Genomic DNA, 13806 nt, shown 5'->3' on the forward strand with positions numbered 1-13806 from the left:
AACATGGCTGATCAGACACCGCGTTGAGGGTGTCCACCGCCCCTCAATACCCGCGCGCTATCCGGTGGTGCGCCTCACGCACCGCCTCCAGGAACTCCTCGTCGGCCTCCGCGTCCGCCCCGGGACCGGTGCCCGGCTCGTAGCGCTCCAGGAAGTCGCCGAGGTCCTCCCCCAGGTCCTCCTCCGGCAGTTCCTCGGCCAGCTCGGCGTACACCCGCGCGGCGAAGCCGTCCGACACGGCATCCGCCCCCCGGCCCTCGCCCGCACCCGCATTTCTCCCCCAGGCCCGCTGTCGCAACAGGCCAGCCCTACGCGCGCGCACACGCACCCCCTGATGTGTCCACGGCCCGAAGCCGGGCCTCCCCACCGTCGACCGTACCGGGCAAAATCCCCCGGGTACAGACACGCAGGCGGAGAGGCACCCAAGCCCGTCCCGGCGTCCACAAGTCCGGCTCCAGGGCCCCGGTCGGCCACCCCGAGATGAACGGCGTATGGCGGCTGCGCACAATGGGCGCGTGCCCCTGACGACCGATCCGCAGCAACGACGCCGCGCCGACAGCTCCCCGTACGTCGATCTGACGCGCGCGCAGTGGAGCGCCCTGCGGGAGAAGACCCCGCTGCCCCTGACGGCCGACGAGGTCGAACGGCTGCGCGGCCTGGGTGATGTCATCGACCTCGACGAGGTGCGGGACGTCTACCTCCCGCTCTCCCGCCTCCTCAACCTCTACGTCGGCGCCACCAGCAATCTGCGCGGCGCCCTGAACACCTTTCTGGGCGACGTGGGCGGCGGCCCCCAGCCCGGCACCCCGTTCGTCATCGGGGTCGCGGGCAGCGTCGCGGTCGGCAAGTCCACCACCGCCCGGCTGCTCCAGGCGCTGCTGGCCCGCTGGCCCGAGCATCCGCGCGTCGAGCTGGTCACCACCGACGGGTTCCTCTTCCCCAACGCCGAGCTGCACCGGCGCGGCCTGATGTCCCGTAAGGGCTTCCCGGAGTCCTACGACCGTCGGGCGCTGACCCGCTTCGTCGCCGATGTGAAGTCCGGCAAGGCCGAGGTCACCGCGCCCGTCTACTCGCACCTGATCTACGACATCGTGCCCGGCGAGCAGCTGACCGTGCACCGCCCGGACATCCTCATCGTCGAGGGCCTCAACGTCCTCCAGCCGGCGCTGCCCGGCAAGGACGGCCGCACCCGCCTCGGTCTCGCCGACTTCTTCGACTTCTCCGTCTACGTCGACGCCCGCACCGAGGACATCGAGAAGTGGTACCTCGGCCGCTTCCGCAAGCTGCGCGAGACCGCCTTCCAGAACCCGTTCTCGTACTTCCGCAAGTACACCCAGGTCTCCGAGGACGAGGCTCTCGACTACGCCCGCATGATGTGGCGCACCGTCAACAAGCCCAATCTGCAACAGAACGTGGCCCCCACCCGCGGCCGCGCCAACCTGGTGCTGCGCAAGGGCCCGGACCACAAGGTGCAGCGGTTGTCGCTGCGCAAACTCTAGGGAGTGCGAACACCGTGCTGCATCTGCGCCTGATGGTCCCCGCGGACCGTACGGACGAGGTCCTGCGTCTGCTGGAGACGACCGTCGGCACCACCCATCTGGCAGTGCTGACCGGAGCCGCCCGCGATCCGCAGGGCGATGTGGTGCTGTGCGATGTCGCCCGGGAGGCCGGCGACGGGCTGCTGGCCAAGCTGCGGGCGACGGGCCTGGACAAGACCGGTTCGATCGCGATCGAGAACATCGATCTGTCGCTGTCCCGGCGGGCGGACCGGGCGGAGGAGGAAGCACCCGGCGAGGGCGCCGACGCCGTCCTGTGGGAGTCGCTGACCGACGCCACCCACGAGGAGTCCACGCTCTCCGCGACCTACCTGGCGTTCTTGACGGTCGCCACGATGATCGCGGCCTGCGGTGTGGTCCTCGACAACGCGATCCTGATCGTCGGCGCAATGGCGGTGGGCCCGGAGTTCGGCCCGCTGGCCGGCATCTGCACCGCGCTCGTCCAGCGGGCACCCCGTCTGGCCTGGCGCTCTCTTCAGGCGTTGCTGGTCGGTTTCGCGGTGGCGATGGTGGTGACCGTCGGCTTCAGCCTCTTCATGGACGCGGTCGGCCTCTTCCACATCGAGGCGCTGGACGCCAAGCGCCCGAACACCAACTTCATCTACCGGCCCGACTGGTTCTCGTTCGTCGTCGCCGTCCTCGCCGGCATCGCCGGGGTGCTGTCGCTGACGTCCGCGAAATCGGGCGCCCTGGTCGGCGTGGCGATCTCCGTCACCACCGTCCCGGCCGCCGCCAACGCCGCGGTGGCCCTCGGCTACCAGGAGTACGGCCAGGCCTGGCACTCCATGGAGCAGCTCCTGCTCAACCTCGCCGGCATCGTCCTCGCCGGCACCCTCACCCTGGCCACACAGAAACTGCTGTGGGCCCGGCATGACACCGGGCCCGCCCTCGGCTAGGAGGGCAGGCCCGGAACACAGCGGCAGCGATTACCCCAGCGCCGACTTCACCGCGTCGGCCAGCCGCTCGGCCACGGACCGCGCCTGCTCGATGTCCGCCGCCTCCACCATGACGCGCACCAGCGGCTCCGTACCGGACGGCCGCAGCAGCACCCGGCCGGTCGCGCCCAGCTCCCGCTCCGCCTCGGCGACCGCGGTGGTCAGCTCGGGCGAGGTGGCCACCCGCGACTTGTCGACGTCGGGGACGTTGATCAGGATCTGCGGCAGCCGCTCCATGACGCCCACCAGGTCGGCCAGCGTCCGGCCGGTCGTGGCGACCCGGGCGGCCAGCATCAGGCCGGTCAGCGTGCCGTCCCCGGTGGTGGCGTGGTCCAGCACGATCACGTGCCCGGACTGCTCGCCGCCCAGCGCGTAGCCGTGCGCCTTCATCTCCTCCAGGACGTACCGGTCGCCGACCGCGCTCTGCACGAGGTCGATGCCCTCGCGCTCCATGGCCAGCTTGAAGCCCAGGTTGGACATGACGGTGGCGACGACGGTGTTCTTGCGCAGCACACCGGCCTCCCGCATGCCGAGCGCGAGAACGGCCAGGATCTGGTCGCCGTCGACCTCGTTGCCCTCGCCGTCCACGGCCAGGCAGCGGTCCGCGTCACCGTCGTGGGCGACACCCAGGTCGGCGCCGTGCTCGACGACGGCCGCGCGCAGCAGCCCCAGATGGGTGGAGCCACAGCCGTCGTTGATGTTCAGGCCGTCGGGTTCGGTGCCGATGGTGATGACCTCGGCGCCGGCCCGCGCGAACGCCTCGGGCGAGACCCGCGCCGCCGCGCCGTGCGCACCATCGATGACGATCTTCAGCCCGTCCAGGCGGTTGGGCAGTACGCCGACCAGATGCGCGACGTAGTTGTCGAAGCCCTCGTCGTAGACGGTGACCCGGCCCACGCCGTCGCCGGTCGGCCGCTCCCACGGCTCCCCGGAGCTGTGGGAGCGGTAAGTCTTCTCGATCCGGTCCTCCAGCTCGTCGGCGAGCTTGTGGCCGCCGCGCGCGAAGAACTTGATGCCGTTGTCGGGCATCGGGTTGTGGCTGGCGGAGAGCATCACGCCGAGGTCCGCGCCGAGCGAGCCGGTCAGATACGCGACCGCCGGGGTCGGGAGTACACCCACCCGCAGCACGTCCACGCCGGCGCTGGCCAGGCCCGCGACGACCGCGGCCTCCAGGAACTCTCCGGACGCGCGTGGATCGCGTCCGACCACCGCCACCGGCCGGTGACCTTCGAAGGTGCCCACTTCGGCGAGTACATGCGCCGCAGCGACCGACAGACCGAGCGCCAGCTCCGCCGTCAGGTCCGCATTGGCGACGCCGCGCACACCGTCCGTGCCGAAGAGTCGTCCCACTGGTGTCCTCCGAGTAGATGAGCTTGGACCAGAGATTTAAGTCCAGGTATACGCCCCTGGTCCCGGATAGCCGAACGCCCCGGCAGCACGGGTAGTGCCACCGGGGCGTTCGCCAAGAGCTGCATGGCGCAGCGCGCGCGGATTAGCGCTTGCTGTACTGCGGCGCCTTACGGGCCTTCTTCAGACCGGCCTTCTTGCGCTCGACCGCACGGTCGTCACGCTTGAGGAACCCGGCCTTCTTCAGCGCCGGGCGGTTGTTGTCGACGTCCGCCTCGTTCAGCGCACGGGCAACGCCCAGACGCAGCGCACCGGCCTGGCCGGAGATGCCGCCGCCGGCGATGCGGGCGATGACGTCGTAGCGGTTGTCGAGCTCGAGCACCTTGAAGGGCTCGTTGACTTCCTGCTGGTGCACCTTGTTGGGGAAGTAGCCCTCAAGGGTGCGGCCGTTGATCTTCCACTGGCCGGTGCCCGGAACGATCCGGACGCGGGCAATGGCGTTCTTGCGACGGCCCAGGCCGGCGGCCGGCTGCGGGTCGCCGAAGCGGGAGGCGAGGGACTCGGAGGTGTACTCCGACTCCACGACCTCGGTCTCGGTGGTGTATTCCTCGACGGCGTCTTCGTTCTCGATGACGGTCTCGGGAGTGGTCTCGGCCACGATGCTCCTCAGATTCTCTGTCGTCTTAGGGGGTGGCCGGACTTACTGCGCGACCTGGGTGATCTCGAACGGGACCGGCTGCTGCGCAGCGTGCGGGTGCTCGGCGCCCGCGTAGACCTTCAGCTTCGAGAGCATCTGACGGCCGAGGGTGTTCTTGGGGAGCATGCCCTTGATGGCCTTCTCGACGGCCTTCTCGGGGTTCTTGTCGAGCAGCTCGTCGTAGCGGACGGAGCGCAGACCACCCGGGAAACCGGAGTGACGGTAGGCCATCTTCTGGGTCCGCTTGTTGCCCGACAGGTGCACCTTGTCGGCGTTGACGATGATGACGAAGTCACCCATGTCAACGTGCGGCGCGTAGACCGGCTTGTGCTTACCCCGGAGGAGGGTCGCGGCCTGGCTGGCCAGACGGCCCAGGACAACGTCCTGCGCGTCAATGATGTGCCACTGGCGCTGGACATCGCCGGGCTTGGGGCTGAACGTACGCACGTCTTAGCCTTCGCTTCTTAAGTGAATGGGTCCTGTACTGGTCACCGTGGCTGATCACGCAGCAGGGCGGCACTACGGGTGACGCAACCCGATCGTCCGCCGCTGGTTATCGGCCCAGGGACCGGCGTAAGGGCCCCTCACGTGAGATAGAGCAAGCCAATACGCATAACGAACCAGCAGAATACCGGGCCGCCCCGTGCGGGGTCAAAACGCGCCCCGAACCGCCGTACGGTTCCGGGCCGCCGCCCCTACCGCTCCCGCTCCACCCGGCGCTCGTCCCACACCGGCTCCGCCGTCTCCCGCACCAGTCCGTCCGAGCCGAAAACCAGGAACCGGTCGAACGATCGCGCGAACCAGCGGTCGTGCGTCACCGCCACCACCGTCCCCTCATACGCCTCCAGCCCCTCCTGCAACGCCTCCGCCGACTCCAGGTCCAGGTTGTCCGTCGGCTCGTCCAACAGCAGCGCCGTCGTGCCCGAGAGCTCCAGCAGCAGGATCTGGAAGCGCGCCTGCTGGCCTCCGGAGAGGCGCTCGAAGCGCTGCTCGGCCTGTTTCTCCAGTTCATAGCGGCGGAGCGCCGACATGGCCTGGCCCTTGTCCTTGGCATGCTCGGTCCACAGGATGTCGAGCAGGGTGCGGCCCATCAGCTCGGGGTGGGCGTGCGTCTGGGCGAAGTGCCCGGGGACGACACGGGCGCCCAGCTTCCAGGTGCCGGTGTGCGCCACGGGGTCCGCGGACCCCTCGGTTCCTCCGGCCAGCAGGCGCAGGAAGTGCGACTTGCCGGAGCCGTTGGAGCCGAGGACCGCGACCCGCTCGCCGTAGAAGATCTCCAGGTCGAACGGCCGCATCAGACCGGTCAGCTCCAGGCGCTCGCAGGTGACCGCCCGCACCCCGGTCCGCCCACCGCGCAGCCGCATGGTGATGTCCTGCTCGCGCGGCGGCTCCGGCGGCGGGCCGGCCTCCTCGAACTTCCTCAGCCGGGTCTGCGCCGCCGCATAGCGCGAGGCCATCTCATGGCTGACCGAGGCCGCCTGCCGCAGCGAGACCACCAGCTTCTTGAGCTGCGCATGCTTCTCGTCCCAGCGCCGGCGCAGCTCCTCGAAGCGGGCGAACCGCTCCTTGCGGGCCTGGTGGTACGTGTCGAAGCCACCGCCGTGCACCCAGACGTCCGAGCCCGCCGGCCCCGGCTCGACGCTGACGATCTTCTCCGCGGCGCGGGCCAGCAGCTCCCGGTCGTGCGAGACGAACAGCACCGTCTTACGGGTCGTCCGCAGCTGCTCCTCCAGCCACCGCTTGCCCGGCACGTCCAGGTAGTTGTCCGGCTCGTCCAACAGCAGCACCTCGTCCGTGCCGCGCAACAGCGACTCCAGCACCAGCCGCTTCTGCTCACCCCCGGACAGCGTGCGCACCTGCCGCCACTGCGCCTTCTCGTACGGCACCCCCAGCGCCGCCATCGTGCAGATGTCCCAGACCGTCTCGGCCTCGTAACCGCGCGCCTCCGCCCAGTCGCTCAGCGCCTGCGCATAGGCCATCTGCGCGTCCTCGTCATCGGCGGTCATGATCGCCGTCTCGGCGGCGTCCACCGCCGCCGCCGCCTCCCTGATCCGCGGCTGCGCGACGGAGACCAGCAGGTCACGCACCGTGCGATCGTCCCGTACAGAGCCCACGAACTGCGGCATCACGCCCAGCCCGCCGCTGACCGTCACCGCCCCGCCGTGCGGCTGCAGCTCCCCCGCGATCAGCCGCAGCAGCGTCGTCTTGCCGGCGCCGTTGGCCCCCACCAACGCGACCGACGCGCCCTCCCCCACGCGGAAGGACACATCCCCCAGCAGGACCCTCCCGTCCGGCAGGTAGTACTCCAGATGCCCGGCTTCAAGATGTCCCATGAGCGGGATTGTCACCGGCCACCATGTGTTCCACCAACCCCATTAGGATGCGCGGCATGAGTTTTGGGCAAGGCGGGCCCTTCGACGGCCCCGGGGGATCTTCATCGTCCACTCCGGACTGGGACGCACTCGCTGCGGAGAGCGAGGCGCTGGCCCGCCGCAAACGCTGGATGTGGATCGGCGGCGGCGCCGTGGCGACCCTCGCGGTGGCCGGCATCGTCGCGGCCGCCGTCATGTCCAGCGGCGGCTCACCGGGCGGCAACCCGACGGCGGCGCCCACCACGTCCGGCCAGGCCGTGGCGCCGGACGACAAGCCGTCGTTCCCCGATGTCTCCGTGCCGCCCCCGCCCAACCCCCAGGACTACATCTCGGACCCGAAGAAGGACACCGCGCCGCTCACCCCCGCGACCCTCTTCCCGCAGAAGACCATGGTCATCGGCGACCACAGCTACCCGCGCACCAACACCGCCACCACCAAGGACTGCACCGCCGGCGCCCAGGGCGCGCTGGTCTCCTCGCTGTCCCACAACGGCTGCAAGCAGCTGCTGCGCGCCACGTACTCCAAGGGCGGCGTCGCGGTCACCATCGGCATCGCGGTCTTCGACTCGCCCGCCAAGGCGACCAAGGTCATGAACGAGAACAAGGCGAACCTCATGCCGCTGCCCGGCGGCGGGGTCCCCGCGAACTTCTGCCAGGGCACGAAGTGCCGGATGGCGACCAACGCCACCGGCCGCTACGCCTACTTCACGATCGCCGGCTACCTCAACGGCAAGGACGTCACCGGCACCGAGACCAAGGCCCAGCAGATCGCCCGGGACGGCGGCTCCTACGCCTTCAGCCAGATCACCCAGCGCGGCAAGGACCAGGCCGCGAAGGCCGCCGAGCGGCAGCTCAAGGAAGCCCGGAAGAAGGCCGGCCAGTCATAGTCCCGGTTGCCCGTGGTGGCGCCCTTTGCGGCGGCGCCACCACCGGGCACCCCGGCCCGCCGCGTCAGCAGCAGCCGCCCCCGGACACCCCGGGCAGGGTCCGCTTGTTCCGCGCCTCCTGGTTGCGCGCCATCAGCAGCTCATCGGCCGGATAGCCGACCTCTTCCAGCGTCAGACCGTGCGGCCGTACGACATGCACCGCGGAGTCCCGGACGCCCGCCGCCAGCACCTTCCCTGGCCACTCCGTGGGCCGGTGCCCGTCCCCGACGAACAGCATCGCGCCGACCAGCGACCGCACCATGTTGTGGCAGAACGCGTCCGCCTTCACCGTGGCGGTGATGATCCCGTCCGCCCCGCGCTCCCAGCTGAGCTGCTGGAGCGTACGAATCGTCGTCGCGCCTTCCCGCCGCTTGCAGTACGCCGCGAAGTCGTGCTCCCCCAGCAGCGGCCGCGAGGCCTCGTTCATGGCGTCGACATCCAGATCCCAGTCGTGCCACAGCACATGGCCGCGCAGCAGCGGATCGACGCCCCCGTGGTGATCGGTCACCCGGTACGCATACCGCCGCCAGATCGCCGAGAACCGCGCATTGAACCCGTACGGCGCCTCGGCGATCCGCCACACCCGCACGTCCTTGGGCAACCGCCCGGCCAGCCGCCGCAACAGCTTCTCCGCATGCTCGGCCCACACGCTCTCCGGCAGGTCGACATGCGCCACCTGACCACGGGCGTGCACCCCGGCATCGGTCCGCCCGGCGACGGTCAGCTCGTAGGTCGTCTCCCCCGACCGCGTCACCGTCCGCAGCGCGTCCTCGATCTCCGCCTGAACGGTGCGCTGCCCGCCGGCCTGCTTGGCCCACCCGGAGAAGTCCTTGCCGTCATACGACAGGTCCATCCGCACCCGGACGTACCCGGGCTCTACCTCATCACTCACAACAGCAATCCTCTCAAGCCACGGCAGCCGCCCCGCCCTACGCGCACGCGAAAGCGGGCCCGCCCCGAAGGGCGGACCCGCTCACAGCGAGACAGTGCCTCAGGCGTCCTTCGACTCCTCGGCCGGCGCCTCGACGGACTCGGCCTCAGCAGCCGCGTCCTTCTTGAGGGCGTCTTCCTTGACCGCGCGCTTGGTCGCGGCCTCGGCCTCACCGGTGGCCTGCTGGGCCACGGTCAGCGCCTCCACCAGCTCGATGACGGCCATGGGAGCGTTGTCGCCACGACGGTTACCGATCTTGGTGATACGGGTGTAGCCACCCGGGCGGTTCTCGAACCGCGGGGCGATCTCGGTGAACAGCGTGTGGACGACGCTCTTGTCCGAGATCAGCTGCATGACCTGACGGCGGTTGTGAAGGTCGCCCTTCTTCGCCTTGGTCACCAGACGCTCCGCGTACGGACGCAGACGACGGGCCTTGGCCTCGGTCGTCGTGATGCGACCGTGCTCGAAGAGAGCGGTGGCCAGGTTCCGCAGCATCAGACGCTCGTGCGCGGCGCTGCCGCCCAGACGGGCACCCTTGGCGGGCTTCGGCATGGTGTTTCTCCTTCATTGCTGCACCGGCCGTATCAGGTACCGGTGTCAGTTCCCACGAGGCGGTCGCCCCGCGGAAGACTCACACGGCTGGGGCCCGGGGCGCAGCCCCGGACCCCAGCCGGACGAACTCAGTACTGCTCGGTCTCCACGAACCCGGCGTCCGCGTCGTCATCGGCGCCGAAGGCGTCCGCGGCGGCGGTCGGGTCGAATCCGGGCGGGCTGTCCTTGAGCGCCAGGCCCATGCCGGCCAGCTTCGCCTTGACCTCGTCGATCGACTTCGCACCGAAGTTGCGGATGTCGAGCAGGTCTGCCTCGGAGCGGGCCACGAGCTCACCCACGGAGTGGATGCCCTCGCGCTTGAGGCAGTTGTACGACCGAACGGTGAGCTCCAGCTCCTCGATCGGCAGCGCCAGGTCGGCGGCCAGGGCGGCGTCCGTCGGGGACGGGCCCATGTCGATGCCCTCGGCGTCGATGTTGAGCTCGCGGGCCAGACCGAACAGCTCGACCAGGGTCTTACCGGCCGACGCCATGGCGTCACGCGGACGCATGGCCTGCTTGGTCTCGACGTCGACGATCAGCTTGTCGAAGTCGGTGCGCTGCTCGACACGGGTCGCCTCGACCTTGTAGGTGACCTTGAGCACCGGCGAGTAGATGGAGTCGACCGGGATACGGCCGATCTCCTGGCCCGCCTGCTTGTTCTGGACGGCGGAGACATAGCCGCGACCGCGCTCGACGGTCAGCTCCATCTCCAGCTTGCCCTTGCCGTTCAGCGTGGCGAGGACCAGGTCGGGGTTGTGCACCTCGACACCGGCCGGAGGCGCGATGTCGGCGGCGGTCACCAGGCCCGGGCCCTGCTTGCGCAGGTACATCACGACAGGCTCGTCGTGCTCCGAGGAGACGACCAGCTGCTTGATGTTGAGGATCAGGTCGGTGACGTCCTCCTTGACGCCCGGCACGGTGGTGAACTCGTGCAGGACACCGTCGATACGGATGGACGTGACCGCCGCACCCGGAATCGAGGAGAGGAGGGTGCGACGCAGGGAGTTGCCGAGGGTGTAGCCGAAGCCCGGCTCCAGCGGCTCGATCACGAACCGCGAGCGGTATTCGTCGACGACCTCTTCGGTCAGAGAGGGACGCTGAGCAATCAGCATGTTGTTTCGATCCTTCAGTCGTGGGCGCCCGCTATTTGACGCCCGCTGTAATTCAAAGGGTACGGGCGGTACGGCGCCAATGGCTCCGTACCGCCCGGACCACTGAGCTCTTACTTGGAGTAGAGCTCAACGATCAGCTGCTCCTGCACCTGGGTGTCGATCACCTGGCGCTCGGGCAGGCTGTGCACGAGGATCCGGAGGTTCGAGGGGATCGCTTCCAGCCAGGCCGGAACGGTCTTCTCGCCGGCCTCGGCCTTGGCCACCTCGAAGGGGGTCAGGTTCCGAGAGCCCTCGCGGACCTCGATGATGTCGTTCACGGAGACGCGGGCCGACGGGATGTCGGTCTTGCGGCCGTTCACGTTGATGTGTCCGTGACGGACCAGCTGACGGGCGTGGTCACGGGACTTGGCGAAGCCGGCCCGGTACACCACGTTGTCGAGGCGGGTCTCAAGGATGCGCAGAAGGTTCTCACCGGTCTTGCCGGACTTCTGGTTCGCTTCCTTGTAGTAGTTCACGAACTGCTTCTCAAGGACACCGTAGATACGGCTGCACTTCTGCTTCTCACGAAGCTGGAGCAGGTACTCGCTGTCCTTGGTGCGCCCGCGACCGTGCTCACCCGGGGGGTAAGGACGGATCTCGATCGGGCACTTTGCGCTCTCGCACTTGCTGCCCTTGAGGAACAGCTTCTGCTTCTCCCGACGGCAACGCTTGCAGTCGGCCCCGGTGTAACGCGCCATATTGTCTTGTCTCCTACTTCAGCTGGTCAGACGCGGCGGCGCTTGGGCGGGCGGCATCCGTTGTGCGGGGTGGGGGTGACGTCCTGGATCGAACCCACCTCGAGGCCGGTGGCCTGGAGGGAGCGGATCGCGGTCTCACGGCCGGAGCCGGGACCCTTGACGAAGACGTCGACCTTGCGCATGCCGTGCTCCTGCGCGCGACGCGCGGCCGACTCGGCGGCCATCTGCGCGGCGAAGGGGGTGGACTTGCGCGAGCCCTTGAAGCCGACGTGGCCGGCAGAGGCCCAAGAGATCACGTTGCCCGTGGGGTCGGTGATCGAAACGATCGTGTTGTTGAACGTGCTCTTGATGTGAGCGTGCCCGTGGGCGACGTTCTTCTTCTCCTTGCGGCGCACCTTCTTGGCGCCGGCCGTACGGCCCTTCGGAGGCATTCATTACTCCCGTGGAGGTGGTCGGTCCTACAGCGAAGACCGCTGATGAGCGTCCTGCTGAGGACTACTTCTTGCCCGGCTTCTTCTTGCCGGCGATCGCGCGACGCGGACCCTTGCGGGTACGGGCGTTCGTGCTGGTGCGCTGACCGTGCACCGGCAGACCGCGGCGGTGACGCAGACCCTGGTAGCAGCCGATCTCGACCTTGCGGCGGATGTCGGCCTGGATCTCGCGACGGAGGTCACCCTCGGTCTTGAGGTTGTTGTCCACGTACTCGCGGATCTTGACGAGGTCTTCCTCGGCCAGGTCGCGAACACGGGTGTTCGGGTTCACGCCGGTGGCGGCGAGAGTCTGCTGCGACAGCGTCCGCCCGATACCGAAGACGTAGGTGAGGGCGACCTCCACACGCTTTTCGCGCGGGAGATCAACGCCTGCGAGGCGTGCCATTGATGTGGCTCCTGATGGCTATTCGGAGGTCTTCCGCAGCACCGTTCCCGTAAGACTCTGAAGAATTACGAGCCGGGTCCCCGGCCTCCGAGCCGGGGGTGTCGTCCCCACGCGACAGATGCGGGGGTCGGGTGACTGCGTATGTACGTATGTGCTTGCGTCGCGCGAACTGCGAAATGCAGGTGGTCGTGCGTCAGCCCTGGCGCTGCTTGTGGCGCAGGTTGTCGCAGATGACCATGACCCGGCCGTGGCGGCGGATCACCTTGCACTTGTCGCAGATCTTCTTGACGCTCGGCTTGACCTTCATGGGATGTGAGGTTCTCCGGGTCAGTGCCGTCACCCCACGGGAGAGCGGGGCGGCGACAAGATCTACTTGTAGCGGTAGACGATCCGGCCACGCGTCAGGTCGTACGGAGACAGCTCCACCACGACCCGGTCATCCGGGAGGATACGGATGTAGTGCATCCGCATCTTGCCGCTGATGTGCGCGAGGACCTTGTGACCGTTCTGGAGCTCCACCTTGAACATGGCGTTCGGGAGGGACTCGATCACGGTGCCCTCGATTTCGATGGCACCTTGCTTCTTGGCCACGCTTCGCCCTTCGAATCGGCTACCTTGATCGACTATCCCGCACCTGCCCTCAACCAAGAGGGCATACGGATGCACGAGAGCCGACGCGTCAGTCTACGCCAGGGCCTAGGAAAAGACGAATCCTGGATTATTGCCCACCGGACGTGATCCTTACGCCAGTGGCCCGGCTCAGGCGATGGGGCTCCCCTGGCCCTTGAGGCCTTGGGATGGGGTCTCCCCTGGTCCTTAAGACCTTGCGGACGGGTCGGGAGCCGCCGTGATGCCCAGCTCGGCCAGCTTGGCCTTGCCGCCGTCCGGCGCGGTCAGCACCAGCGGGCCGTCCTCGGTCAGCGCGACCGAGTGCTCCCAGTGCGAGGACCAGCTGCCGTCGTTCGACTTGACCGTCCAGTCGTCGTCGAGGACGTGGGTCTTGGCCGTGCCGAGATTGACCATCGGCTCGATCGCGATGCAGAAGCCGGGCACCAGCTTGGGGCCGCGGCCGCGCTTGCGGTCGACGTAGTTCAGCAGATGCGGGTCCATGTGCATCTGCGAGCCGATGCCATGGCCGCCGTAGTCCTCGACGATGCCGTACTTACCGCTGGAGGGACGGGGCTGGCGCCGGATGTAGCCCTCGATCGCCTTGGAGATGTCCACCAGGCGGTTACCCTTGGCGACCGCCGCGATACCGGCCCACATGGACTCCTCGGTGACCCGGCTCAGCTCGACCAGTTCCGCCGAGTGGCCGGAGCCGACGAAGGCGGTGTACGCGGCGTCACCGTGCCAGCCGTCGATGATCGCGCCGCAGTCGATGGAGATGATGTCCCCGTCGGCCAGGACCGTCTCGGTGTCGGGGATGCCGTGCACCACGACATCGTTCACCGAGGTGCAGATCGTCGCGGGAAAGCCGCCGTAACCGAGGAAGTTCGACTTCGCACCGTGCTCCGCGAGCACCTTGCGCGCCGCGTCGTCCAGGTCCTTGGTCGTGGCGCCCGGCACCGCGACCTTCCGGGTCGCCGCGTGGATGGCGGCGACCACCAGCCCCGCCTCGCGCATCTTCGCGATCTGCTCGGGGGTCTTGATCTCCACCATTACGGCCTTCCTTTGCGACTGAACCGCCGCCGCTCTCGCGGAGGTGGCTGACCGCCGCTGTGGTTAC

Annotated in this window: 17 protein-coding genes; 3 read left to right on the top strand and 14 right to left on the bottom strand. The window is 68.6% G+C overall.

Annotated elements, in window-relative coordinates; translation table 11 throughout:
- Positions 1-43: 43 nt before the first annotated feature.
- Positions 44-238 (bottom strand): hypothetical protein, encoded by a 195-nt coding sequence (locus KI385_RS20250; protein WP_238573597.1) that lies wholly within the window; start codon positions 236-238, stop codon positions 44-46.
- 277 nt (positions 239-515) lie between these two features.
- On the opposite strand from KI385_RS20250, the gene coaA reads away from it, so the two are divergent.
- Both coaA and KI385_RS20260 read left to right on the top strand, forming a co-directional pair.
- Entirely contained in the window at positions 516-1499 is a 984-nt protein-coding gene (coaA, locus tag KI385_RS20255) for a type I pantothenate kinase (protein ID WP_238573599.1), read from the top strand.
- A gap of 14 nt (positions 1500-1513) precedes the next feature.
- Positions 1514-2452, top strand: coding sequence for a DUF389 domain-containing protein (locus KI385_RS20260; RefSeq protein WP_238573600.1), 939 nt, complete (start codon positions 1514-1516; stop codon positions 2450-2452).
- A gap of 30 nt (positions 2453-2482) precedes the next feature.
- Here KI385_RS20260 and glmM read toward each other — a convergent pair whose 3' ends face one another.
- The 4 genes from glmM to KI385_RS20280 form a co-directional block, all read right to left on the bottom strand.
- Positions 2483-3841, bottom strand: coding sequence for a phosphoglucosamine mutase (gene glmM / locus KI385_RS20265; RefSeq protein ID WP_238573602.1), 1359 nt, complete (start codon positions 3839-3841; stop codon positions 2483-2485).
- 142 nt (positions 3842-3983) lie between these two features.
- Positions 3984-4496, bottom strand: a complete 513-nt coding sequence (gene rpsI, locus KI385_RS20270; protein ID WP_238573604.1) for a 30S ribosomal protein S9 — start codon at positions 4494-4496, stop codon at positions 3984-3986.
- A 42-nt stretch (positions 4497-4538) separates the two neighbouring features.
- Complete coding sequence (rplM, locus tag KI385_RS20275; protein ID WP_128507178.1) at positions 4539-4982, bottom strand: 50S ribosomal protein L13; 444 nt, start codon at positions 4980-4982, stop codon at positions 4539-4541.
- 248 nt (positions 4983-5230) lie between these two features.
- Positions 5231-6868 (bottom strand): ABC-F family ATP-binding cassette domain-containing protein, encoded by a 1638-nt coding sequence (locus tag KI385_RS20280; RefSeq protein WP_238573606.1) that lies wholly within the window; start codon positions 6866-6868, stop codon positions 5231-5233.
- A gap of 56 nt (positions 6869-6924) precedes the next feature.
- Between KI385_RS20280 and KI385_RS20285 the strand changes: the two genes are divergently transcribed.
- The gene (locus tag KI385_RS20285; protein ID WP_238573608.1) at positions 6925-7794 is read left to right on the top strand and encodes a hypothetical protein; all 870 of its coding nucleotides are present in this window, start codon (positions 6925-6927) and stop codon (positions 7792-7794) included.
- A 64-nt stretch (positions 7795-7858) separates the two neighbouring features.
- Here KI385_RS20285 and truA read toward each other — a convergent pair whose 3' ends face one another.
- The 9 genes from truA to map all read right to left on the bottom strand — a co-directional run bounded on the left by truA (position 7859) and on the right by map (position 13739).
- Positions 7859-8725 (bottom strand): tRNA pseudouridine(38-40) synthase TruA, encoded by an 867-nt coding sequence (gene truA / locus KI385_RS20290; RefSeq protein WP_238573610.1) that lies wholly within the window; start codon positions 8723-8725, stop codon positions 7859-7861.
- A 99-nt stretch (positions 8726-8824) separates the two neighbouring features.
- Positions 8825-9316 (bottom strand): 50S ribosomal protein L17, encoded by a 492-nt coding sequence (gene rplQ / locus KI385_RS20295; RefSeq protein ID WP_238573613.1) that lies wholly within the window; start codon positions 9314-9316, stop codon positions 8825-8827.
- A gap of 128 nt (positions 9317-9444) precedes the next feature.
- Positions 9445-10467 carry a DNA-directed RNA polymerase subunit alpha gene (locus tag KI385_RS20300; RefSeq protein ID WP_023587013.1) on the bottom strand — a complete coding sequence of 341 codons (1023 nt, stop codon included), beginning with the start codon at positions 10465-10467 and terminating at the stop codon, positions 9445-9447.
- Positions 10468-10577: 110 nt separating this feature from the next.
- The gene (gene rpsD / locus KI385_RS20305; RefSeq protein ID WP_238573615.1) at positions 10578-11204 is read right to left on the bottom strand and encodes a 30S ribosomal protein S4; all 627 of its coding nucleotides are present in this window, start codon (positions 11202-11204) and stop codon (positions 10578-10580) included.
- A 26-nt stretch (positions 11205-11230) separates the two neighbouring features.
- Entirely contained in the window at positions 11231-11635 is a 405-nt protein-coding gene (rpsK, locus tag KI385_RS20310) for a 30S ribosomal protein S11 (protein ID WP_004571845.1), read from the bottom strand.
- 64 nt (positions 11636-11699) lie between these two features.
- Entirely contained in the window at positions 11700-12080 is a 381-nt protein-coding gene (gene rpsM, locus KI385_RS20315; protein ID WP_018090888.1) for a 30S ribosomal protein S13, read from the bottom strand.
- A 193-nt stretch (positions 12081-12273) separates the two neighbouring features.
- Positions 12274-12387, bottom strand: coding sequence for a 50S ribosomal protein L36 (rpmJ, locus tag KI385_RS20320; protein ID WP_003956441.1), 114 nt, complete (start codon positions 12385-12387; stop codon positions 12274-12276).
- A 62-nt stretch (positions 12388-12449) separates the two neighbouring features.
- Entirely contained in the window at positions 12450-12671 is a 222-nt protein-coding gene (infA, locus tag KI385_RS20325) for a translation initiation factor IF-1 (RefSeq protein ID WP_003956442.1), read from the bottom strand.
- A 225-nt stretch (positions 12672-12896) separates the two neighbouring features.
- Positions 12897-13739 (bottom strand): type I methionyl aminopeptidase, encoded by an 843-nt coding sequence (gene map, locus KI385_RS20330; RefSeq protein WP_238573617.1) that lies wholly within the window; start codon positions 13737-13739, stop codon positions 12897-12899.
- Positions 13740-13806 lie beyond the last annotated feature (67 nt).

It is taken from the genome of Streptomyces inhibens (assembly GCF_022221585.1).
Classification (GTDB): domain Bacteria; phylum Actinomycetota; class Actinomycetes; order Streptomycetales; family Streptomycetaceae; genus Streptomyces; species Streptomyces inhibens.